Source organism: Cupriavidus necator N-1, from assembly GCF_000219215.1.
Taxonomy (GTDB): Bacteria; Pseudomonadota; Gammaproteobacteria; order Burkholderiales; family Burkholderiaceae; genus Cupriavidus; species Cupriavidus necator.
The window spans coordinates 1,697,300-1,719,979 of the sequence record NC_015726.1 but is presented as its reverse complement, the minus strand read 5'-3'; the positions used below and the strand labels follow the sequence as shown (position 1 = coordinate 1,719,979).

Here is a 22,680-nt window from a genome sequence, read left to right as displayed (position 1 = left end):
GCGAGCGTCGCCGCCCCCGCGTCAATCCTGCTCGCGCAAGAGCATCGCCACGTTACGCTCCGCGAGCGCCGCGATGGTGCGCGAAGGGTTCAGGCCGAGCGGGCGCGGGACGATCGCACCGTCCATGACATAGAGGCCCTTGTAGCCAAATACCCGGCCCCATGCATCGACGACACCGTCCGCGGCGGAGGCCCCCATGTTGCAGCCTCCCAGCGGGTGCGGGGTGATCAGGTTGTGCCACCGCCGCCAGGTGAGCGGCACCCACGGATCCCCGCCGGTCGCTCCCGAGAGCTGCGTATGCGCTGCAATCATGGCCTCGATGACCGCCATCGAGGCCTGATACGACCAGTCGAGCCGCAGCACCCGACGCCACGGCGCGTACCACCTGCGGCCCAGCTTCAGCTGGCCATCGCCAGGATCCACGCCTTGCCCGAACCACGGCATCATCCGCTCGACCGGATCGCCGTCGTCAAACAGTCCTCCGACGTCCTTCCACACCGCGCGCAGCTTGCGGGAACGCGTTCTCTTCATATGACGTCGAATAAAGTTGCCTGCGAGGTTCGGGATGCCGCCGTCCTCGACGAAGAGCGCCTGTCCGTTCGGGCCGCCGTGGTCCAGCAGGTCGATCGCGGCGGAGATGGTCACGCCATGAGAAGGAGAGATCGTCCTGTTGCCATAGAAGGCTGGCGTCACGAAGTCGCCATTGTGGGCCCAGCCAAATCCCAACCTTGGTGAAAGAGCGGGCAGCGTGCGATGCTCATCCCGACAGCGCAGCAGTAGCTCGGTGCTGCCGATGGAGCCGGCGGCCAGTATCACCCTGGCGGCCGTGACTGTGCCAGGGCTCGTCGTTTCGTTTTCCGGGTCGATCTTCCTGAAGCAGACCCGCCAGCCCTGCTGCAGCGGCTCGATCCTGTCTACCAGGTGCAACGGGAGAATCTCGGCGCCATTGTCTTCAGCCACCGCCAGGTAATTCAGGTCCAGCGTATTCCTGGCCGATACCTGGCACCCCACGTCGCAGTTGCCGCAATGGACACAAGTGCCCTGCCACCTGCCGTGCTGGTTCAGGAATCTCTCCGAATGACGGTCATCGCGGGGGTCTTGCCGTGTGGGGTCCCAATGCTCGGAAAATGTCACCGCCAGCGGCAATTTACGGAAGCGCCCGCCCCATCCGCAGGCTTCCGCGCCCTCGCGCAATAGCCGGGTTCGCTCGCTCAACTGGTTATCCGGCACTTCGCTCACTGCGAGCATGCGCCCGACCTCCTCGTAGTGGGCCTGCAGGCCGGCATAGGTCACCTCTTTCGGCCAGCCGTGCTCAAAGGCTTCCGGCCTGGCTTCCACGGAAACGTTGGCGTAGATCAGCGAGCCGCCACCGACTCCGGCCCCGGCGATGACCCATACGTCAGAGAATGTCCGGATATCGGCCCAGCCATTGAAGCGATTGGCGCGCTCCTGGTTCCACAGCCAGGGATCACTTTCGTCGCGCGGGTAAGTCGCTGGGCTCCAGCGCCGGCCGCGCTCCAGCACCAGCACTTTGCGGCCGGCCTGCGCGAGCCGGCACGCCGAGACCGCACCACCGAAGCCGCTGCCGATGACGACGACATCGTAGGCCAGGGCATGGCTCATCATGACGCTCCCTGTCGTTGGATGATGATTGGCTTCTCCTCAATCATCCGCACCGCCTCCGGCGGCGATACCTGGCCGTCTGCCGGCACGAAGCGGGGGCCGGCTGCGCCGGGCTGGGCGCGCACGCGCCAGGTGCTGTTAACCTTCGCCAGGCGCGCGACGCCCTCGCCCAGTTGCCAATGGCGGCAAACCTTCTCCAGCTTGAGCGGGTAGATTGTCAATTGCCCCCCCTCGAACCGCATCCGCAGGAAGCACTTGTAATCGGCGATGCGCTGGGAGGAGAACACCTCCTCGGCGTGCAGACGCCACAGGGCATTGCCCAACACCATCCAGACGCCAAACAGCAGGCCGCCGAGGGCGCCGCCCAGCAGCATGGCCTCGACCACGAACAGCAAGACGGGGGGCGCGTTGTCGGCGCCAAAGACATGGAAGTTGAGGCGCAAGACGAGCCATAGCAGCGCGACTGCCAGTGCCAGGTGCAGCAGCCCGTGCAACGCGCCGACAACGCACGCCAGCCGGACGCCGCGCCTGACATCCCTGGTCGACAGCGCAGCACAACTAAAGACGATGGCCGCTGCGAACACCACCGACGCCGGACTGTGCGCCATGACCCGGAACAGTTGGTGGAACATCTCGCCGATATTCCCGAATGTCACTTCGAGGCCGGCCAGCCGGCCCACGAAGCCGCGTTGATCGCGCCCGGGAACAGATACCAGGCTCGCGCTTTGAATGCTCCAGTCGAACAACAAATACAGGATCGCCACCAGCGCACAGAACGAGAGGTTGCGCGCAGGCAGTTGCCACGCGCGATTGCGCAATTTCCGGGCGGTCGCCTTTTCCGGATACGCCGACTTCAGCTCGTAGAACTGTCTGGCCGGACCCACCACGATAGGCCTCGGTGGATCCGGCAGCAGGTGTGTGCCGTGAAGAAATGCGCCGCCGCCGCCGCAGGTGATGCGATGCGGTCCCGCCGTGCCCGCTCGCGGCACGTAGTGCGCGTAGTGGTGCGAGTTGCCGGCCAGCACCAGTGCGAGCCGATCGCCCAGCATCCCCTCGATCTCGCTCAGGCTCCGAAAGCGCGGGGTCTTGGTCTCGATCGAAGGCATGGCCCGCCGCTCGCCGCGGCGCACGCGCTCCATCTCGTCGATCCAGCTCGCCTCGGGCGCGCACAAGACCACGCGGTCACCGGGCTGCAGCGCCGTGCACAGCTTCTGGAAGTACTCGCGCTGCGGCCGGTCGATTTCCGACTCCAGTTGCAGGTCCAGGCCCCAGATCCACCAGCCGCCGGGCAGCTGCAAGGCATAGTAGCCGGTGCGCTGGCGTGTCTCCCAGCCGCCCACGGGCTTGCCGCTGCAGAACAAGCGGGCGAAGCCACGCAAGCCATCGTACCAGTCGTGATTGCCAGGCGTGGCGACCATCCACGGCGCGTCCAGCGGCAACTTGATCGTCTGGTCGCTGTACACGGGGTGAACAGCCTCGACTGGCGCAGGGAACGCCGCGCGGAAAGGATCGACGAAGCGCGTCCGATAGCCATCATGAGCAGGCGTCGGATACACCTGGTCGCCGCCCAGCAACAGCACCTTTGCCCGCGGCAGCGTCACACCTTGCTCGCGCAGCGTCACCGCGTGACTGACGCACAAGGCCATGGAGTAGGTCGAGTTCCAACCGTCGCCGGTGTCGGCCAGATAGTCGACCCAGACACCGCCGTGCTCGTCAGCGGGCACCGGGAGCGGTGGATTCGGATTCAGTGTGGTGAGTGCCGCCTGCACCATGCGCTGGTCGGCAAAGGCGCCGATTGCCATCGCCACGGCGACGCGCATGGCGGTGAACGGCAGCTGTAGCGGGCTCAGCCAGTTCACCATTGTTCTTTGGGTGTAGAGTTCCACGCGCCCGGTCGCAGCAGATGCGGAAGGGATCGCCGCGGAGCCGGCAGCATCGGTCGCCGCTTGCGAACCACCCGGATATAGCGACGCTGGTGCTGACCCGGAATGTTCCACCATCACCCCCTTAACATCCCCACCGCTTCCGCAATCGCCCGCCTGATCCGCGGGTACGTGCCGCACCGGCAGATCACGCAGCTCATCTGGTCGGCGATCTCCGTCTCCTTCGGATTCCGTGTGCGCTTGAGCAGCGCGCTCGCCGCCATCAGTTGCGCGCTCTGGCAGTAGCCACACTGCACCACCTCGTGCTTCAGCCAGGCCGCCCGCAGGGCGCTCGCCTCGGGGCCGTCGAGTCCTTCGATGGTGACGATCTTCTTCCCTTCCATCTCGCTCGCGTGGTGCTGGCACGACAGCAGCATCTTGCCGTTGACATGCACCGCGCAGGCGCCGCACACCCCCACGCCGCAGCCGAACTTGGTGCCCGTCAGCTTGAGCTCGCAGCGCAGCACCCACAACAGCGGCGTGCAGCCGTCCGAGCGGATTTCGACGCTCTTACCGTTGACACTGATCTGATTGTCGGGCATCGCAGGCTCCGGAAGGCGGTAGGGTCTTCAGCAGCGGCAGGTCGCGCAAGCGCTCGCCGGTCGCATGGAACAAGGCATTCGCCACCGCCGGCGCGATCGGCGGCGTGGTGGACTCGCCCACGCCCTGTGGCGAGCGCATCGAAGGCATCACGTGCACCTGGATGTCCGGGCAGTCTCGCAGGCGCATGGCCGGAAAGGCGGTGTAGTAGTCCTCCTGCACCTTACCTGCCTTCAGCGTGATCTTCTGCCACAGCGCCGCCGACAGCCCGAACACGATGCCGCCCTCGACCTGCTGCTCGATCAGGGTCGGGTTGACCGGCATGCCGCAATCGATGGCGCAGTAAACGCGATCCACGCGGACCTGCCCCGCGTTGTCCACCGACACCTCGGCGACCTGCGCCACCACGCTGCCGAACGACTCGTGCAGGGCCACGCCGCGCCCCACCTTCACCACACCAGGCTGCTTGCGCAGGGGCTGGCCCCAGCCCGACATCTTTCTTGCCTGCTCCAGCACCGCGCGCTGGCGCTCATCCCTGAGCAGGCTCATGCGGTAGTCGAGCGGGTCCACCCCGACCGCCACCGCCAGCTCGTCGACGAAGCTCTCCATGAAGAAGGCATGGTGCGAGTGCCCCACCGAGCGCCAGTAGCCCACGGGGATGGCGAGGTCCACCGTCTGGTGGCCGACCCACACGTCCGGCCAGTCATAAGCCTGGTCGAAGGCGCCTTCCACCGTGGACTTGTCCAGCCGCGACACGAAGATGTCGGGCAGGCCAAAGTTGCGCTTCGCGACGCCCTCCAGCACTGACTGGCTGGCCGAGATATTGCGCACGGCAATGACCTTGCGGTTCCCGTCGAGCCAGGCCTCGAAGCGCGACACGCTGGCCGGACGGTAGAAGTCATGCCGCATGTCCTCGGGGCGAGACCAGATCGTCTGCACCGGCACGCCCTTGCGCTGCGCGGCGATGGCGGCCGCCTGGCAGATGAATTCGACTTCGAGCCGGCGCCCGAAGGCGCCGCCGATGGATTGCTGGCGCAGTTCGACCTTGTCCGTGTCCAGCCTGAGCGTCTTCGCCACGCAGCGGCGAGCCAGTCCGGGCATCTGCGTGGCGGCCCACACGATGGCGCGGTCCTCCTGGACCAGTACCGTGCAGTTGACCGGCTCCAGCGCGGCGTGAGCGAGATAAGGCGCCGAGTACAAGACCTGAATGGCGGGCTTGCCCTGCTTCATGGCGCGCCCATTGCCATGCTCGTACCAGACGCGCGGGTTGGAGGCGTCAAGCGCCTTCACCAGCGTATCGCGGATGCCGTCGCTCGACAGGGTCCGCGCCCCGCCCTCGTCCCACTTGCACTGGACCTTCTCCACCGCCTGCATGGCGATCCACGCATCGCTGGCGATCACCGCCACGCCGCCGCTGCCGCCCTGGAGCGGAGGCAGCGCGACCACGTCGAGCACGCCGGGCAACTTCTTGACGTCGTCGGGCGGGGATCCCTGCAGCGTGCCGCCCAGGGTCGGACACATCTGCACGCTGGCGTAGACCATCGCGTCCGCCACCACGTCGATACCGAAACTGGCCGTGCCATGGAGCTTGGCAGCGGCATCAAGGCGCGCCGCGCGGGTGCCGATGAGCCTGTAGCTGGCCGGATCCTTCAGTTCGACCTGGCGCGGCAAAGGCTCACGCGCAGCTGCCGCGGCCAGTTCGCCGAAGGTGGCATTGCGCCCCGACGGATGCACCACCTTGCCGGCCTGCGCGCGGCACGCCTCCGCCTTGACGTCCCACTGCTTCGCCGCTGCCGCGCACAGCATCATGCGCGCAGCGGCGCCGGCCTCGCGCATCGGCGTCCACAGGTCTCTGATGCTGGTAGAGCCGCCGGTGAACATCAGGCCCACCTCGCGCACGCCCTTGCGCGTGAACCATTCGGCGGCGCGCCTGGGCCACCCCTTATCGTCCGGACGGAATGGCAGGTTGGCGACCACGCCCTCGATGTTGTTGTACAGGTTGTCGACAGGCGACGGCTCGACGCGGATCTGCGACCAGTCGGCCTCCATCTCCTCGGCCAGCAGCATCGCCGCGCCGGTATGCACGCCCTGCCCCATCTCGGCCTTGTTCATGACAACCGTGACGGTGTTGTCGGACGCCACCTTGACCCAGCCGTTCAGCGCGACCTGCCCGTCGCGCACGGCCAGCGGCTCGCCGCCCGCCAGGCGCTGGCGCGGCGGCAGCCAGGCCCATCCGATCACCAGCGCACCGGCAGCGCCCGCACCGCCGAGCAGGAAGGCTCTGCGCGTCAACATGGCAAGACTGGCGGATCGATCATCATAGAAAGGCCCCGTGCCGCCGATGGCATGGCCTATATTAGGTCGGGAAGTGCCGCAGCGCGAATGCGAACACGTGGTTGGCGCTATCGCGCAACACTTGCCCCGCTTCCCTGGGCGCCATCGCGGGTCCGGCACCAGGATTGGCTGTGCAACGCAGGCCACCGACCGTTCGTGCCGATGCTCGCGCGACGGCGCAGGCTGGCCGCCCGGCCAGCGCGTCAGCTTGGTCCGACGGCTGCCGCAGACGTATCGGCGCGCTTGCCGGTCGGCTCGTGCCAGCCGCCGCCCAGGGCCTTGTACAGGTTGACTTCGCTGGTCAGCTGCTCGAGCCGTGCCTGGATCAGCAGTTGCTGCGCGTTGTAAAGCGAGCGCTGCGCGTCCAGCACGGCAAGGTAGCTGTCGACACCGGTGCGGTAGCGCCGGTCGGCCAGACCATAGGCGTCCTGGGCGGCTTCCACGAAGCGGATCTGGGCCTGGAGCTGGCTGGTGTAGGTGCCGCGTGCCGCCAGCCCGTCGGCGACCTCGCGGAAGGCGGTCTGCACCGTACGCTCGTACTGGGCGACGTTGACGTCCTTCTGGATGGTGGCGAAGTCCAGGCTGGCCCGCAGGCTGCCGGCGGTAAACAGCGGCAGGTTGATCCGCGGCTGGAACAGCCACGTGCCGGAGCCTGCCGCGAACAGGCCCGAAAGCTGGCTGCTGGCGGTGCCCGCCGATGCGGTCAGGCTGATACTGGGGAAGAACGCCGCACGCGCGGCGCCGATGTCGGCGTTGGCGGAGCGCAGCCGGTGCTCGGCCGCGAGCACGTCGGGACGGTTCTGCAGCAGGTCTGAGGGCAGTCCGGCCGGCACATCGGCAAACAGCTTCTGCTCCAGCGGCAGGCCTTCCGGCAGGTCCGCGGGCGGGGACGTGCCGAGCAGCAGCACCAGGGCATTCTGGTCCTGGGCAACCAGCCGGGTATAGCGCGCAAGGCTCGCGCGGGCGGTTTCCACGGCGGTCTGCGCCTGGCGCAGGTCCAGCCGGGAAGCGATCCCTTCCTCGTAGCTGCGCCGGGTCAGGCCATAGCTGCGCTCGTAATTGGCCAGCGTTTCACGGGTGAGCTGCAGCAGGGCTTCATCGGCGCGCTGGGTCAGGTAGGCGCTGGCAACGCTCGCCACCAGCGAGATCTGGGCGCTGCGGCGCGCTTCGTCGCTGGCGAAATATTGCTCGAGCGCGGCTTCGCTGAGGCTGCGCAGGCGGCCGAACAGGTCGATCTCCCATGCCGTGGTGCCTATCGACACGCCGTACTGGCTGCCGATCGTCCGCTGTCCGGTGGGAGACAGGTCGGCGGGAATGCGCTGGCGCGTGCCCTGTGCGGCCGCGCCGACGGCGGGAAACAGGTCGGCGCGCTGGATGCGGTACTGTGCACCGAACGCCTCCACGTTGAGGGCGGCCACGCGCAGGTCACGGTTGTTCTGCAGCGCCAGTTCGATGAAACGGCGCAGGCGCGGATCAGCGAAGAAATCGTGCCAGCCCAGCTCGACCGCGGGCACCTGGCCGGCATCGGCTGCGGCATCGGCAGGCAGGTAGGCCGGGCCCTGCGGGTAGGCTGCCTCCACCGGCGAGTCCGGCCGCTCGAATTTGGGGATCAGGCTGCAGCCGGCCAGCATGGCCATGGCGGCAGCGCAGAGCAAGGTCTTCTTCATTCAAGCGCCTCTTCTTCCAGGGAGGCCACATGCGGCCCCGGCGGCTCCGGCCTGCGCTTGCGCCCGAACATGGAGGTGACGACGACGAAAAACAGCGGCACCCAGAAGATCGCCAGCACCGTGGCAGTGATCATGCCGCCGATCACGCCGGTGCCGATGGCGTGCTGGCTGCCGGCCCCGGCGCCGGTCGATACGGCCAGCGGAAACACGCCGAGCATGAAGGCCAGCGAGGTCATCACGATGGGGCGCAGGCGCATGCGGCACGCCTCCACGGTGGCCTCGACCAGGCCCCTGCCCTGTTCGTACTGGCTCCTGGCGAATTCCACGATCAGGATGGCGTTCTTGGCGGACAGGCCGATTGTGGTCAAGAGGCCCACCTGGAAGAACACGTCATTGGACAAGCCACGCCCCAGCGTGGCCAGCAGTGCGCCGATCACGCCGAGCGGCACCACCAGCATCACCGAGAACGGGATCGACCAGCTCTCGTACAGCGCGGCCAGGCACAGGAACACCACCAGCAGCGAGAGCGCATAGAGCGCCGGCGCCTGCGAGCCCGACAGCCGTTCCTCATAGGACAGGCCGGTCCAGGCATAGCCTACGCCCGGCGGCATCTGCTTCATGATCTCCTCGATCGCCGCCATGGCCTCGCCGGAGCTGCGCCCGGGCGCGGGCTCCCCCAGCAGTTCCACCGCCGCCACGCCGTTGTAGCGCTGCAGCTTGGGCGAGCCATAGGCCCACTTGCCGTCGGCAAAGGCGGAGAACGGCACCATCTCGCCCTTGTCGTTGCGCACGAACCACTTGTCGATATCGTCCGGATTCATCCGGGAATCCGGGCGGCCCTGCACGTAGACGCGCTTGACCCGGCCGCGGTCGATAAAGTCGTTGACGTAGCTGGAACCCCACGCGATCGACACCGTGCTGTTGATGTCTGCCAGCGAAACGCGAAGCGCGCGCGCTTTTTCATCGTCGATCACCAGCTGGTACTGCGGCTGGTCATTCAGGCCATTGGGACGCACGCGCTGCAGCACCGGGCTTTGCGAGGCCAGCGCGAGGAACTTGTCACGCGCGTTCATCAGCGCCACGTGACCAATGCCGGCCTGGTCCTGCAGGTAGAGGTCAAAGCCGATGGCATTGCCCAGTTCCTGCACCGCGGGCGGGGCGAACGCGAACGACATCGAATCGCGGAAGGTCATGAACTTGCGCTGCGCGCGCGCGGCCAGGTCAAACACGCTGGTGCTGTCCCCGCTGCGCTGCTCCCATGGCTTGAGCAGGATGAAGGCCAGGCCCGAGTTCTGGCCGCGACCGGCAAAGTTGAAGCCGTTGACGGTGAACAGGGAGCTCACCACGCCGCCCTCCTCCTTCAGCATGTACTCTCGCATCTGGTCGAGTACCTTCTGCGTGCGCTCGGCCGTGGCGCCGGCCGGCGTCTGCACCTGGGCGTACAGCACGCCCTGGTCTTCTTCCGGCAGGAACGATGTGGGGATGCGCGTGAACAGGAAGCCCATCACCACCAGGATGGCCACGTAAATCAGCAGGAAAGGCAGGCGGCGCTTCAGGATGCCCGACACGCTGCGCTCGTAGCTTTGGACGGTCGAGTTGAATTTGCGGTTGAACCAGCCGAAGAAGCCGCCCTTGTTCTCTCCATGGTCGCCCTTTTCGATGGGCTGGAGCATGGTCGCGCACAGGGCCGGCGTCAGTATCAGTGCGACCAGCACGGACAGCACCATGGACGAGACAATGGTGATGGAGAACTGCCGGTAGATCACGCCGGTCGAGCCACCGAAGAACGCCATCGGCAGGAACACCGCCGAGAGCACCATGGCAATGCCCACCAGCGCGCCCTGGATCTGGCCCATCGAGCGCCTTGCGGCCTCCCTGGGCGGCAGGCCGTCCTCCGCCATCACGCGTTCGACGTTCTCCACCACGACGATGGCGTCATCCACCAGCAGCCCGATGGCCAGCACCATGCCGAACATGGTCAGCGTGTTGATGGTGTAGCCGAACGCCGCCAGCACGCCGAAGGTGCCCAGCAGCACCACCGGCACGGCGATGGTGGGGATCAGCGTGGCGCGGACGTTCTGCAGGAACAGGTACATCACCAGGAACACCAGCACGATGGCTTCCATCAGCGTCTTCACCACTTCATGGATGGAGCCCGCGATCACCGGCGAGGTGTCATACGGGAACACCACCTTCATCCCGGGCGGGAAGAAAGGCTCCAGCCCGTCCAGCGTCTTGCGGATGGCGCGCACGGTCTCCAGCGCGTTGGCCCCCGCTGCCAGCCGCACGGCAATGCCCGAGGCGGCCTGGCCGTTGTATTGCGCGTTGATGTTGTAGTCCTGCCCGCCCAGGCCCACCTCTGCCACGTCCTTCAGGCGCACCTGGGAGCCGTCGGGGTTGACCTTGAGCAGGATGTTGCCGAACTGCTCGCCGGTCTGCAGCCGGGTCTTGCCGATCACGCTGGCATTGAGTTGCTGGCCCCGCACCGCCGGCAGGCCGCCCAGCTGGCCGGAGGCCACCTGGACGTTCTGCGCCCTGATGGCAGTGCTCACATCCAGCGGCGTGAGCTGGTAGCTGTTGAGCCGGGCCGGGTCGATCCATACCCGCATCGCATACTGCGCGCCGAACACCTGGAAGTCGCCCACGCCGTAGGTGCGCGAAAGCGGGTCCTGGAGATTCGAGACGATGTAGTTCGACAGGTCTTCCCGCGTGACCTTGGGGTCAGTGGAAATCAGGCCCACGATGACCAGGAAGTTGCGCACCGACTTGGTCACGCGGATGCCTTGCTGCTGCACTTCCTGCGGCAGCAGGGGCTGCGCCAGTGCCAGCTTGTTCTGCACCTGCACCTGGGCAATATCCGGATTGGTGCCCTGCTCGAAGGTCACCGTGATCGTCATGCTGCCGTCGGCATTGCTTTCCGAGGAGATGTAGCGCAGGCGGTCCAGGCCGTTGAGCTGCTGCTCGATCACCTGCACCACGGTGTCCTGCACCGTCTCGGCCGAGGCGCCGGGGTAGTTGACCGAGATCGCGATGGTGGGCGGCGCGATGGCAGGATATTGGCTGATGGGCAGCGCGCGGATCGACAGCACGCCGGCCAGCATGATGACCAGGGCGATCACCCACGCGAAGATGGGCCGATCGATAAAGAAGTTGGACATGGCTACTCCCTTGCCCTGGCAGCGCGCTCAGGGCTTGGCCGCGGACGGGGCCGACGCGGCGGCCACCGGGGCGCCCGCGCCGCTCCCGGCCTGGGCGACGCGCACTTTCGCGCCTGGCCGCACGAACTGCAGGCCCTCAACGATGACGCGGTCGCCGGCTCCGAGGCCCTCGGAAACCAGCCACTTGTCGCCAACGGCGCGGTCGGTGCGGATCTGGCGCAGTTCCACCTCGTCCCTGGCATTGACCACCAGCGCCGTGGCCTGGCCCTTGAGGTCGCGCGTCACACCCTGCTGGGGCACGAGCAGGGCATTGGTCTTCACGCCTTCACGCAGGCGGGCATGGACGAACATGCCCGGCAACAGGTCATGGCGCGGGTTGGGAAACACCGCGCGCAGCGTCACCGAGCCGGTGCCCTGGTCCACGGCCACTTCGGAGAACTCCAGGCGGCCGGTTTCGGGATAGCGGGTACCGTCTTCCAGCACCAGGCTGACCTGGGCCGCGTTGGTGCCGGCACTTTGCAGCGCACCATTGGCCAGTTCGCGCCGCAGCCGCAGCAGGGAGGCAGAGGGCTGGGTCACGTCGACGTAGATCGGGTCGAGCTGCTGCACCACCGACAGCGCGGTAGCCTGGCCGTTGGTGACCAGCGCACCTTCCGTCACATTCGAGCGCCCGATGCGCCCGGAAATCGGCGACAGCACCCTGGTATAGCGCAGGTTGATCTCGGCACGGTCCACCGCCGCCTGCGCCTGCAGCCAAGCGGCCCTGGCCTCGTCGTACTGCTGCTTGCTGACGGCCTCGTCACCGACCAGGCGCCCGTACCGCTCTGCCAGCAGGCGGGTGGATTCCAGCGTCGCCCTGGCGCTCTTGTAGGTGGCCTCGTAGGTGGACGGGTCGATCTGGTAGAGCTGCTGCCCCTGCGTGACGTCGCTGCCCTCCTTGAACAGGCGGCGCAGGATGATGCCGTCCACCTGCGGCCTGACTTCGGCAATGCGGAACGCCGTGGTGCGCCCCGGCAGCTCGGTATCCAGCGTCAGCGGCTCGGTCTTGAGCGTGACCACGCTCACTTGCGGTGGCGGCGGGGCGGCGGCCTCTTTCTTGCTTCCGCATCCGGCAAGCATTGACATGGCGATGGCCAGCGTGACCGAAACCCAGGCGCTGCAGCCGCGTGATCGTTGCATTGCGATTTCCTGCGTAAGAATCAAGGCCGAGTCAAAACGTCACCGGCAAGCCGGTTGACCTGTGCCAGAGCGGAACAGCGGGATGAAGCAAGGGCCATGCCCGCCGTTGCGCCAGCGCCAATTGCAGAAGACGTAGCCGAGAAAGTCTATCCCGACTCGAAGAAATGGTTCGGCCGATTATCGGCTACCCATATTTCAAGAACTTACATCGCGATCCGGCGTGAGCCGCGCAACACGGGAAAGCACAGGCACAAGGCGCTCCGCGATCACGGCACACCCGGCGCCCGGGCTATTGCGGGAACAGCGACATCTGCCCAGCCAGCAGCGTCTCGAAATCGTCGTCCAGGAACGGCAGGATCGCATCGGCGATCGGCTGCAACTGCTTGTTGACGTAGTGGTCATAGTCGACCGGCGCCGACCGGGTCTCAAGCGGCTCCGGCCCTGAAACGGTCATCACATAACTGATCCAGCCGCCATGCTGATACTGGCGCGGACGTCCCTGGCGCTCGTTATAGGCATCGGCAATACGGGCGGCGCGGACGTGCGGCGGCACGTTGCGCTGGTAGTCATCGAGCTTGCGGCGCAGCCGCTTGCGATAGACCAGTTGCTCGTCGAGCTCGCCGGCCAGGGTGCGGCGCACGATGTCCCGCACATAATCCGCGTACGGCTCGCGGTTGAAGATCTTTTCGTAAAGGGTCTGCTGGAAGCGCTGGGCGAGCGGCGACCAATCCGTACGCACCGTCTCAAGCCCCTTGAACACCATCTCGACCTTCCCGTCAGGCCGTTCCACCTGGCCGGCATAGCGCTTCTTGCTGCCAAGGTCCGTGCCGCGGATGGTCGGCATCAGGAAGCGCCGGAAGTGCGTTTCGAACTGGAGTTCCAGCGCGCTTTCCAGTCCATAGGTCTGGCCGAGGTGGTCGCGCCACCAGTCGTTGACGTAGGCGACCAGGCTGCGGCCGATCTGGTTGGCATCGGCTTCCGTTCGCGCGCGGCGCAGCCAGACGAATGTGGAATCCGTGTCGCCATAGATCACCTCATAGCCGCGGGCCTCGATCAGCGCGCGGGTCTGCCGCATGATCTCGTGCCCGCGCATGGTGATCGACGACGCCAGCCGCGCATCGAAGAACCGGCAGCCGCTGGACCCGAGCACGCCGTAGAACGCGTTCATGATGATCTTGAGCGCCTGCGAGAGCGGCTTGTTCCGGTCACGCTTGGCGGCCTCGCGGCCTTGCCAGACCCTGGCGACGATCGCCGGCAGGCAGTGCTTCGTCCGGGAAAACCGCGCACCGCGGAAGCCAGGCACCGAATCGGCATCGTCCGGATGCGCCAGGCCTTCGACCAGGCCGATCGGGTCGATCAGGAAGGTGCGGATGATCGACGGGTAGAGGCTCTTGTAGTCCAGCACAAGCACCGATTCGTAGAGCCCCGGCCGCGAGTCCATGACGAAGCCGCCGGGGCTGGCCTCGGGCGCCTTCTCGCCGAGGTTGGGCGCGACATACCCCTGGCGGTGCATCAGCGGCATGTAGAGATGCGTGAAAGCGGCGACCGAGCCGCCGTTCCGGTCGGCCGGCAGGCCCGTGACCGTGGCGCGCTCCAGCAGGAACGGCAACAGCTCCGTGTTTTCGAAGATCCGCGTCACCAGCTCGCAATCGCGCAGGTTGTAGCGGGCCAGCGCCGGCTTGTCCTGCTCGAACATGCGGTCGATGGCGTCCATGCGGTCGTACGGGTTGTCGACCGCCTTGCCCTCGCCGAGCAGTGTCTGCGCCACCGATTCCAGGCTGAACGACGGGAAGCTCCACGTGGCGGAACGCAGCGCCTCGATGCCGTCGATGATCAACCGGCCCGGTGCGCTGGCGAAATAGTGCTGCTGGGCGTTGTGCTCGCGCCATTCCATCTCGGCACCGCCGCGGCCGAGGCGCAGCGGGATCTGGAACTTGCGCCCATGCTCTTGCAGCACGCGCAGGTCGAACTGGACGAGATTCCAGCCGATTATCGCGTCGGGATCGTGATCGGCCAGCCACTGGTTCAGCTGCTCCAGCAACTCGGGCCGTGTGGCGCAGTATGCGAGCGAGAAATCGACGTCGGCGGGCATCTGCGGCGCCGCGCCCAGCATGTAGACCTGGCGCTGACCGCAGCCTTCGAGCGCAATCGAATAGAGTTCGCCGAACGCGTTGGTCTCGATATCGAGCGAGACCAGGCGCAGCTTGGGCCGGTAGTCCACCGACGGCTTCATCTGGGCATTGCGCAGCACGCCGCCGGCATCCGGCTCGCCGTCGAACCAGACCGGAGCGGTGATGAAACGCTCCATCAGGTAGCGCTCGGGCGGGCGGATATCGGCTTCGTAGACATCCACGCCGGCGTCGCGCAATGAACGGCTGAGCTGGATCAGTTGCCGATGCTGGCGGCAGTACAGGCCCAGTACGGGCCGGCGCTGGAAATCCTGGAGCCTGAGCGGGCGCAGCTCGACATCGCGCTCGCGGCACAGCAGCGCCTCGGCACGCTCACGCTGCGACTCGGGGATAAACGCGACTGACGGCTGACAGGACAGGCGCAGGCGGCGCGGACCATCATCGGTCGCCAGCCAGAATTCGACTTCGGTGCCGGCCGGCGTATCGCGCCAGTGTCGGGTCAGGATGAAACCCTGCTGAAGTGCCACGTTAGGTACTTTGGGAAACGGCTACCGGTCAGGATTCTAGCGGATGGGGCCGGATGCGTGAGCCGCGTAAGCCACCCCGAGGCATCTTCGGCTCATGCAAAGCGGTCGTGCAGGATAGAGGCGGTCAATTCGCGCTTCTTCCAGTACATGTGGTGGATGCGCTGCTGCAATTTGCCCAGCACCATGGGGTCGAGGCTGCCATAGGTCAACAGCACGGCAGGCTGCGAGCCATCGCCTTCCTCGTGTTCGAGGTTGTCGAACGGGGGAAACCCATACTTTTCCAGGAAGGCCGCGATTTCCTCGTCCGAGGTGCCAGGTTCGATGTTGCCTAGCAGCAAACGACTCATGATGGTCTCTCCCGGTCGATGGAAAAGCGGCCCTGCCCCAGCCCCCATTGCGGTCCGGCACTGAGACCCGCTACCTCAATTCTAGGATGGGCTTCTGCCCTGCCGTGCCGCCTCGATCGTGGCGATATCGATCTTTTTCATCGTCATCATGGCGTCAAATGCGCGCTTGGCCGCCGCGCGGTCAGGGTCGGTGATCGCCGCGCTGAGCGCGCGCGGGGTGATCTGCCATGACAGTCCCCACCGGTCCTTGCACCAGCCGCATTCGCTTTCCTGGCCGCCATTGCCGACGATCGCATTCCACAAGCGATCGGTTTCGGCCTGGTCGTCCGTCGCAATCTGAAAAGAGAAGGCTTCGTTGTGCTTGAAATGCGGGCCGCCGTTCAGCCCGAGGCAGGGAATGCCGGCGACGGTGAACTCGACCGTCAGGACATCGCCCTGCTTGCCGTCGGGATAGTCGCCCGGCGCGCGGTGGACGGCGCTGACAGCGCTGTCGGGAAATGTTTCAGCGTAGAAGTTTGCGGCATCAAGGGCGTCGTGGTCGTACCACAAGCAGATTGTGTTCTTGCTTTGCATTTTCGTGTCTCCTGGAAAGTCGAGCACCGGGAATCCGCGACCGGGACTCCAATGTCTCATATTCCGATGGCGGGCGCAGGCTGCGCAAAGGGTGGACTGAGGAGCCGCCAGCGGCCTCTGTCACATGGACTTGAAGGCGGCTCGCATGCAGGCGACAAAGTCATTGACGTGCGTGTCGCGTGGCGCCAGTTTCGCGCGCAGCATGTAGCTCCTGAACGGGATTTCCGGCTTGAACGGGATTGCCACGACGCCCGGGAACTTCATCGTCCGGCTGACGATGGGATTCACCAGGCTTACCCCCAGACCTTCGCTGACCATCCTGCAGATTGTCGCCGCGAAGGGGGTTTCAAGCGCCATGATCCGGGCCCCGTCGCTGAAGGCGGCATCGATTGCGCGCCTTGACATGCTGCCGCTGGGCAGGGAAATGAAGCGCTCGCCGGTCAGATCCTGCGGAACGAGCCGCTTCTTCCTCGCCAGCGGGTGTCGTGCCGGCACGACACAAACCGCGCTTTCGGTGTGTATGACGGACGCGACGACCCCCGGCTTATCGGCAATGTTGGAGACGAAGCCGATGTCGCAGTGCTGGGTGGCGATCCAGTTGGCGATGACGTGGGACTCACTGGTATCGAGAACAATGCGGACCAGGGGGTACTTTTCGCTGAACATCCGGACCGCCAGCGGGAGCACGCTCAGCGATATCGACGCGGCAGCCGCCACACGCAGCGTTCCGACGCCGGCGTCGCGGATGGCCCGCGCCGATTCGCCCAGGCTGTCCAGCCCTACGAAGGCGCGCTCCACTTCCTTGAACAGCGCCTCGGCCCCTTTGGTCGCCACGACACGTCCGGGCAGCCGGTCGAACAGCTCGAAGCCGAGCTCCGCCTCGAGCTTGCCGATGACCCGGCTCACGTTTGGCTGGGACGTGTGCAACTGCTGCGCGGCAACTGTCATGGAGCCGGTCAGCATGACGGCCCGGAAGGTCTCGATCTGTTTGAAGTTCATGCCCGCAATGGTACAGCCCTTCCTTCGTGTCCATATCAAAAATGCATGCCGACGGCAAAATCTGTCATTTGACCGGTATGCCATCGGCCTCCGATACTCAATTCACCACAGAACGTATCGGAAACCATGGAATCGAAAGTCAGCCGCCGGCTCAAGGAGCCGCTTGCAAAAGAAATCTGCGAGCACATTTACGGTCCGCGCCTTGCGCGTGACTTCTCCAGGCAATTCGCCTACCTCACCGAGGTGAACCAGGCACACCTGCTGATGCTGCACAAGACCGGCCTGGTGTCACCGGAGATCGCCAGGAAGCTGGCCAGCGGCCTGCAGCAGATGGAAAATGAAGGCCCCAGCGCGGTGACCCTCGATCCCGCCAAGGAAGACCCATATTTCAACTACGAAGCCAGGCTGATGACGGTGACCAGCCGGGACATCGGCGGGCGGCTGCACATGGCGCGCAGCAGGAACGATATTGCGGCCACCATTGACCGGATGCGCGCCCGCACCATCGTTATCGACACCATCGAGGCGCTGGGCAGGCTGCGCAAGGTGGCGCTGCAGCGCGCCAGCGAATTCGCCGATGCCGTCATGCCGGGATACACGCACCTGCAGCCTGCGCAGCCGATCACCTTCGGCTTCTACCTGAGCGCCGTGTCCGAGGCCCTGGGCCGGGACATGGACCGGCTCCATGCGGCATTGCCGAGGATCGACGCCATGCCGCTGGGTGCGGGAGCGCTGGCCGGCACGCGTTTCCCGATCGACAGGCAAGTCACGGCGGACGGGCTTGGCTTCGGCTCGCTGGTGCACAACACGCTGGATGCGGTGGCGTCGCGCGACTTCGCCTGGGAGGCGATGTCCGCCATGGCCATCATCGCGCTGACGTGGGGCCGGGTCGCGCAGGACTTCTACGTGTGGTCCACGCCCGAGTTCGGCCTCCTTGCATTTCCCGACCGGGTGGCAAGTACCTCGAGCATCATGCCGCAGAAGAAGAATCCCGCAGTGCTGGAGTACTTGCGTGGCAAGAGCGCCCATATCGTTGGCCTGTTGACGACGTCCCTGGTTACCGTCAAGGGAACGCACTTCACGCACACCGGTGACAGCAGCCGGGAGAGCATCCGCAGCTTCTGGGAATGCAGCGAGGAAACCGCGCGCTGCCTGTCCCTGTTCGAGCTGATCCTCGGCAGCGTGGAGCCGAGGCTGCCGAACATGCTGCAGCGCGTCAGCCTCGACTTTTCCGTGGCGACGGACCTGGCCGATGGGCTTGTGGCCGAGGCCGGACTGTCGTTCCGGGACGCTCACCACGTTGTGGGCGGACTGGTGCGCTTGGCACTCGATTCCGGACAATCCGCAGGCGAGCTGACCAGTGCCATGCTGGACCGTGCCGCGGTGGACGTGATCGGGCGGGCAATCGAATGGCCCGAGCACAAGCTGCGGCAGTACCTGGATCCCGTCGAGAGCGTCAACGCGCGCGGCAACGGCGGTCCGGCGCCTTCGGAGGTCACCCTCGCCATCCAGCGGCAACGCGGCCACGTTGACACCGTGCTGGCTTCGGTGAAGTCCACCCGAGCGCGCCTCGATGCAGCGCGCGATCGGATGAAGCGTGACATCGCCGCATTGGCAGCCGCCTGATTCACCAACCCGTCCTTCTATCGCCAAGAACCATGAAGCTCATCGCCAAGTTCCTGATTGCGGCGCTTACCGCTGCTTGCGTTGCCCCTGGCGCCTCCGCCGCGTACCCGGACAAGCCGATCCGCCTCATCGTCCCGTTCGCGGCGGGAGGCACCGTGAACCTCATTGGCCGTGTGCTGGCACAACGTCTCTCGGAGACCCTGGGCCAGCAGGTCATTGTGGAGAACAAGCCCGGCGCGGGCGGCACGCTGGGTGCGGACGTGGTCGCCAAGTCGCTGGCTGACGGCTATACGCTCCTGCTCGCGTCATCGAGCCACCAGTCCATCCACCCGCTCATCTACAAGAAGCTGCCCTACGACGCGAACAAGGACTTTGTCCAGGTGGCGCTGTTCGCGGCCGTGCCAAACGTGCTCGTGGTCTCGAACAAGGTACCGGCGAAGACTGTCAAGGAGTTCATCGCCTATTCCAAAGCAGGCGGCAAGACACTGTTCATGGGCTCCGCCGGCAACGGCAGCGTCAACCAGATGGTCGGCGAACTCTTCCAGCACAAGACCGGCACCAGTTTCGAGCATGTGCCGTTCAAGGGCGCGGGCCCTGCGACAGTCGACCTCCTGTCGGGGCAGATCGACCTGATGTTCGTGAACTTGCCTAACGTCTTGCCGCACATCCAGAGCGGGAAGATGCGCGCCCTCGCGGTCGCGAGCGCGCGACGGGCCGCTTCGCTGCCGGACGTGCCGACCATGGCGGAAGCTGGCGTCCCTGACTTCGTGGTCGACTCCTGGTCCGGCGTGCTGGCGCCCGCGGGAACGCCCAAGGCTGTGATCGACAAGCTCTCGCTCCAGATCAACAAGATCGCGAAGGAGACGTCGACTGCCGACAGTCTCGCTGCCCAAGGGGCGGTCCCGCTGCCCGGCACCAGTGCCGACTATGCCAACCTGGTGCGCTTCGAGACCCAGCGCTGGCGCGAGGTGATCAGCAAGGCGAACATTGCGCTGGACTGAGGCCGCAGGACATGCCGCGTCTCACCGGGCCTGCGCCGCGCGCACGAACGCGTCGCGCGCAGTGATCCGCTTGACGTAGTCCTGGATGCACGGGCTCTCGCTGATGCGCGGCGCACCGAATCGCCCCGCCCATGCCAGCGAGGCACCGAGATAGACGTCCGCCGCGCTGAAGGTTGCGCCGAGCACGAAGGGGCCGGGAGTCAGGGCTTTCTCGATGGTGTCGATCACATCGTCATAGTCGCTCCAGCCGACCGCCTGCTTCGGCAGCGGCGCCTCTTTGCGCATCATCCGGTCAGTCAGCGCCGGTTCGAAGCAACTGCCGCAGAAGAACAGCCACCGCAGCACCGTGCCGCGCGCGGACGAGCCTGCGGGCGGCATCAACCCGGCCTGCGGAAAGGCATCTGCAAGCCAGGCGATGATCGCGCCGTTCTCGGTCAGGACCGTGCCGTCCTGCAAGACCAGCGTTGGAATCTTCCCCATCGGATTGATCGCCAGGAACTCCGGCGAGCGGCTCTCGCCCTTGGTGAAATCGATGTGCTGCAGCTTGTAGTCAGCCCCGACCTCCTCCAGCATCCAGCGCGCCACCGAGGCGCGGCTTTGGGGGTTGTAGTAGAGCGTCATGGTCATACCGTCCTCCTGCCGCGTTCGGCCGTGTGGTTTCGACCGCAGCAGGATAGCATCCGCCGGCTGCCACAAACCGCTTGCGTCGTGGGTGCCCTCATCCGGCCCGCGCAACCGCCCGCGCGAGCCGTGCGACGCCCTCCCCGATCTGCGTCAGGTTCGTGCTCGCGAAGGACAGCCGGAATGCGGCGCGCTGGCGCCGCTCCACATAGAATCCGGCACCGGCGACGAACAGCACCTTTTCCGCGATCGCGTGCGGCAGTAGTGCGGCGGCATCGTCGATGCCATCCAGCGCGGCCCAAAGGAACATCCCTCCCGCCGGCGATGCGAAGCGGATGCGGTCGCCAAAGGCCTGGCGCAGCGCCGCCGCGAGCTGGTCGCGCTTGTCACGATAGGCCGCGACTTCCCGCGCGACCTGTGCCGGCAGCCGGCCCGCTTCCAGATACTGCGCCGCGGCCAGCTGGATCCATGGCGGCGTGCACAGGTCGGATACCTGCTTGGCAATCACCGCGCGGCGCACGATCCCGGGCGCGGCGACCATCCAGCCGATCCTCAGGCCGGGGGCCAGCGTCTTCGACAGGCTGGCCAGGTGCACGAGCCACGGCCGCGCCTCGGGTACCGACGCGCACAGCGCCAGCAGCGAAGGCGGCGGTGCGCCATCGAAGCTCAGCGCCCCGTAGGGATCATCCTCGACCAGCACCACGCGGTGCCGCGCCACCAGCTTCAGCAACTGCAGCCGGCGTGCGGGCGACAGCGTGGCGCCGGTGGGGTTGGCGAAGGTTGGCACCGTATAGATCAGCCGGGGCCGCAACGACGGCTCGGCCAGCATGGCTTCAAGTGCAGCCACGTCCATGCCGTCGTGATTAGACGGCACGCCGCGTATGTCGGCGCCGGCCAGCCGCAATGCCTGCAGCGTCGCGGAATAGGTCGGCTCCTCGACCAGCACCACGCTGCCGGGCTCGACCAGTGCACGCACGAGGAAATCGAAGCCCTGCTGCGAGCCGCTGGTCACGAGCAGTTCGTCCTGGGCCACAGGCGCGCCGCGCCCGGCCATCAACGACGCCAGCGCCTGGCGCAGCGCCGGCGCGCCTTCGGTGGCGCCGTACTGCAGGCATTCGGCGGGCCGCTCGCGCAGCACCGTCGACGACGCCGCGCCAATGCCGTCGACATCGAACAGCGTGGCGCACGGGTAGCCGCCGGCGAACGAGATCATCCCGGGGTCGGACAGGTACTTGAACAGTTCCCGGATTGGCGAGCCTGCCGGGTCGCGCAGCGCGGGGACGAAGGGATAAGCGGCGTCGGAAATCATGAGCGGATGCAGAGCGTGCTGGATATGGGCGTGCTTCAGTCCACCGAAGCACCGGACAGGCGAACGATCTCGCCCCACTTCTGGCGGTCCTTCTTCAACACGTCGGCAAACGCCTCCGGCGAGCTGGGCGCCGGTTCCGCGCCCAGCTCGCGCATTTTTGCCTGCACGCCTGGCTCGCTAAGCACGCGCGTCAGGTCCTGGCTGATTTTCTGGGCCACCGCGGCGGGCACCCCGCGCGGCGCAAGCAGGCCGAACCATGGGCTGGCATCGAAGCCGGGGACGGGGCCCGCGGCGGCGACCGTCGGCACATTCGGAAGCGCCGACGAGCGCGCTGGCGTGGTCACGGCCAGCGGCTTGAGCTTGCCCGAGCGGATAAACGGCAGCGACGCCGGCAGGTTGTCGAACATCACGTCGACGCTGCCGCCCATCAGGTCGGCGATGGCCGGGCTGCTGCCCTTGTAGGCGACGTGGCTCATCTCCGTGCCGGTCATGCGCTGGAACAGCTCGCCCGCAAGGTGCGTGGAGGTGCCGTTTCCGGCCGACGCCATGTTGACGCGCTTCGGATTGGCTTTCAGGTAGGCGATGAACTCGGGCAGCGTCTGCACGCGCGCGCGTTCCGCAAACGCCGGCGAGAGCACCACCACGTTGGGTACGCGCGCCACCATCGCGACCGGCGCGAAATCGGCGTCGGCATCATAGGGCAGCTTCTTGTACAACGCCGGGTTGATGCCGAACTCGCCCACTGAGCCCATCAGCAAGGTGTAGCCGTCCGCCGTGGACTTGGCCGCCGTGCCGGTGCCGACGATGCCGCCCGCGCCGGGGCGGTTGTCGACCACCACCGACTGCTTCCATTGCGTGGCAAGTTGCTCACCGATCAGCCGGGCCACCATGTCAGTGGTGCCGCCCGGCGGGTACGGCACGATGATGCGCACCGGCTTGGCCGGGAACTCGAGCGCGCCGGCAATGCCGGGCATGGTCGCGCCGAATGCAAGGGCGCCGGCGGCGAGCGCGCTGAACAAGTGTTTCATGCAGTCTCCTGTCTACCTGATGGTTGTCGTTATGAGGTTGTCGCGATGACGATGCCGAGAAGAGGCGGCAACGCAAGGATCGAATGATTTCTCATCA

16 protein-coding genes are annotated in these 22,680 nt (G+C 66.3%); 2 read left to right on the top strand and 14 right to left on the bottom strand.

The genetic code is table 11. The annotated features are described in order from the left end of the window. Positions 1–21: 21 nt before the first annotated feature. The 11 genes from CNE_RS08175 to CNE_RS08125 form a co-directional block, all read right to left on the bottom strand. Positions 22–1,626 (bottom strand): GMC oxidoreductase, encoded by a 1,605-nt coding sequence (locus CNE_RS08175; protein WP_013956654.1) that lies wholly within the window; start codon positions 1,624–1,626, stop codon positions 22–24. After that, on the bottom strand, positions 1,623–3,509 hold the full coding sequence (locus CNE_RS08170; RefSeq protein WP_238553064.1) for a preprotein translocase subunit YajC: 1,887 nt from the start codon (positions 3,507–3,509) through the stop codon (positions 1,623–1,625). The genes CNE_RS08175 and CNE_RS08170 overlap by 4 nt, the downstream gene beginning before the upstream one ends. Positions 3,510–3,622: 113 nt before the next feature. After that, positions 3,623–4,087, bottom strand: a complete 465-nt coding sequence (locus CNE_RS08165; RefSeq protein ID WP_013956652.1) for a (2Fe-2S)-binding protein — start codon at positions 4,085–4,087, stop codon at positions 3,623–3,625. After that, on the bottom strand, positions 4,056–6,380 hold the full coding sequence (locus CNE_RS08160; RefSeq protein WP_013956651.1) for a xanthine dehydrogenase family protein molybdopterin-binding subunit: 2,325 nt from the start codon (positions 6,378–6,380) through the stop codon (positions 4,056–4,058). The genes CNE_RS08165 and CNE_RS08160 overlap by 32 nt, the downstream gene beginning before the upstream one ends. A gap of 242 nt (positions 6,381–6,622) precedes the next feature. Next, the gene (locus CNE_RS08155) at positions 6,623–8,086 is read right to left on the bottom strand and encodes an AdeC/AdeK/OprM family multidrug efflux complex outer membrane factor (RefSeq protein WP_013956650.1); all 1,464 of its coding nucleotides are present in this window, start codon (positions 8,084–8,086) and stop codon (positions 6,623–6,625) included. Next, the gene (locus CNE_RS08150) at positions 8,083–11,244 is read right to left on the bottom strand and encodes an efflux RND transporter permease subunit (protein WP_013956649.1); all 3,162 of its coding nucleotides are present in this window, start codon (positions 11,242–11,244) and stop codon (positions 8,083–8,085) included. The genes CNE_RS08155 and CNE_RS08150 overlap by 4 nt, the downstream gene beginning before the upstream one ends. Before the next feature lie 27 nt (positions 11,245–11,271). Then, positions 11,272–12,423 (bottom strand): efflux RND transporter periplasmic adaptor subunit, encoded by a 1,152-nt coding sequence (locus CNE_RS08145; RefSeq protein ID WP_013956648.1) that lies wholly within the window; start codon positions 12,421–12,423, stop codon positions 11,272–11,274. 289 nt (positions 12,424–12,712) lie between these two features. Next, a complete protein-coding gene (locus CNE_RS08140) occupies positions 12,713–15,079 on the bottom strand; it encodes a DNA polymerase II (protein ID WP_013956647.1) in 2,367 nt (788 codons plus the stop codon). A 92-nt stretch (positions 15,080–15,171) separates the two neighbouring features. Further along, the gene (locus tag CNE_RS08135) at positions 15,172–15,426 is read right to left on the bottom strand and encodes a hypothetical protein (RefSeq protein WP_013956646.1); all 255 of its coding nucleotides are present in this window, start codon (positions 15,424–15,426) and stop codon (positions 15,172–15,174) included. Between the two features lie 81 nt (positions 15,427–15,507). Next, on the bottom strand, positions 15,508–15,999 hold the full coding sequence (locus tag CNE_RS08130) for a VOC family protein (protein WP_013956645.1): 492 nt from the start codon (positions 15,997–15,999) through the stop codon (positions 15,508–15,510). A 120-nt stretch (positions 16,000–16,119) separates the two neighbouring features. Next, the gene (locus CNE_RS08125) at positions 16,120–16,998 is read right to left on the bottom strand and encodes a LysR substrate-binding domain-containing protein (protein WP_013956644.1); all 879 of its coding nucleotides are present in this window, start codon (positions 16,996–16,998) and stop codon (positions 16,120–16,122) included. 126 nt (positions 16,999–17,124) lie between these two features. Here CNE_RS08125 and argH point away from each other — a divergent pair, with 126 nt between their 5' ends. Then, positions 17,125–18,624: an argininosuccinate lyase gene (gene argH / locus CNE_RS08120; RefSeq protein ID WP_013956643.1), complete on the top strand. Its 1,500-nt coding sequence runs from the start codon at positions 17,125–17,127 to the stop codon at positions 18,622–18,624. A gap of 32 nt (positions 18,625–18,656) precedes the next feature. Further along, the gene (locus CNE_RS08115; RefSeq protein WP_013956642.1) at positions 18,657–19,625 is read left to right on the top strand and encodes a Bug family tripartite tricarboxylate transporter substrate binding protein; all 969 of its coding nucleotides are present in this window, start codon (positions 18,657–18,659) and stop codon (positions 19,623–19,625) included. 21 nt (positions 19,626–19,646) lie between these two features. Here the strand turns inward: CNE_RS08115 and CNE_RS08110 are convergent, their stop codons facing one another. The 3 genes from CNE_RS08110 to CNE_RS08100 all read right to left on the bottom strand — a co-directional run bounded on the left by CNE_RS08110 (position 19,647) and on the right by CNE_RS08100 (position 22,583). Continuing rightward, positions 19,647–20,252 (bottom strand): glutathione S-transferase family protein, encoded by a 606-nt coding sequence (locus tag CNE_RS08110; protein WP_013956641.1) that lies wholly within the window; start codon positions 20,250–20,252, stop codon positions 19,647–19,649. Positions 20,253–20,343: 91 nt separating this feature from the next. Beyond that, positions 20,344–21,555 (bottom strand): aminotransferase-like domain-containing protein, encoded by a 1,212-nt coding sequence (locus CNE_RS08105; protein ID WP_013956640.1) that lies wholly within the window; start codon positions 21,553–21,555, stop codon positions 20,344–20,346. A gap of 35 nt (positions 21,556–21,590) precedes the next feature. Next, entirely contained in the window at positions 21,591–22,583 is a 993-nt protein-coding gene (locus tag CNE_RS08100) for a tripartite tricarboxylate transporter substrate binding protein (RefSeq protein WP_013956639.1), read from the bottom strand. Positions 22,584–22,680 lie beyond the last annotated feature (97 nt).

Excerpts from the sequence above, each read along its gene's own strand:
- CNE_RS08175 (WP_013956654.1), bottom strand. The coding sequence starts at position 1,626 with ATGATGAGCCATGCCCTGGCCTACGATGTCGTCGTCATCGGCAGCGGC.
- CNE_RS08165 (WP_013956652.1), bottom strand. The coding sequence starts at position 4,087 with ATGCCCGACAATCAGATCAGTGTCAACGGTAAGAGCGTCGAAATCCGC.
- CNE_RS08160 (WP_013956651.1), bottom strand. The coding sequence starts at position 6,380 with ATGTTGACGCGCAGAGCCTTCCTGCTCGGCGGTGCGGGCGCTGCCGGT.
- CNE_RS08155 (WP_013956650.1), bottom strand. The coding sequence starts at position 8,086 with ATGAAGAAGACCTTGCTCTGCGCTGCCGCCATGGCCATGCTGGCCGGC.
- CNE_RS08150 (WP_013956649.1), bottom strand. The coding sequence starts at position 11,244 with ATGTCCAACTTCTTTATCGATCGGCCCATCTTCGCGTGGGTGATCGCC.
- CNE_RS08145 (WP_013956648.1), bottom strand. The coding sequence starts at position 12,423 with ATGCAACGATCACGCGGCTGCAGCGCCTGGGTTTCGGTCACGCTGGCC.
- CNE_RS08135 (WP_013956646.1), bottom strand. The coding sequence starts at position 15,426 with ATGAGTCGTTTGCTGCTAGGCAACATCGAACCTGGCACCTCGGACGAG.
- CNE_RS08130 (WP_013956645.1), bottom strand. The coding sequence starts at position 15,999 with ATGCAAAGCAAGAACACAATCTGCTTGTGGTACGACCACGACGCCCTT.
- CNE_RS08125 (WP_013956644.1), bottom strand. The coding sequence starts at position 16,998 with ATGAACTTCAAACAGATCGAGACCTTCCGGGCCGTCATGCTGACCGGC.
- argH (WP_013956643.1), top strand. The coding sequence starts at position 17,125 with ATGGAATCGAAAGTCAGCCGCCGGCTCAAGGAGCCGCTTGCAAAAGAA.
- CNE_RS08115 (WP_013956642.1), top strand. The coding sequence starts at position 18,657 with ATGAAGCTCATCGCCAAGTTCCTGATTGCGGCGCTTACCGCTGCTTGC.
- CNE_RS08110 (WP_013956641.1), bottom strand. The coding sequence starts at position 20,252 with ATGACCATGACGCTCTACTACAACCCCCAAAGCCGCGCCTCGGTGGCG.
- CNE_RS08105 (WP_013956640.1), bottom strand. The coding sequence starts at position 21,555 with ATGATTTCCGACGCCGCTTATCCCTTCGTCCCCGCGCTGCGCGACCCG.
- CNE_RS08100 (WP_013956639.1), bottom strand. The coding sequence starts at position 22,583 with ATGAAACACTTGTTCAGCGCGCTCGCCGCCGGCGCCCTTGCATTCGGC.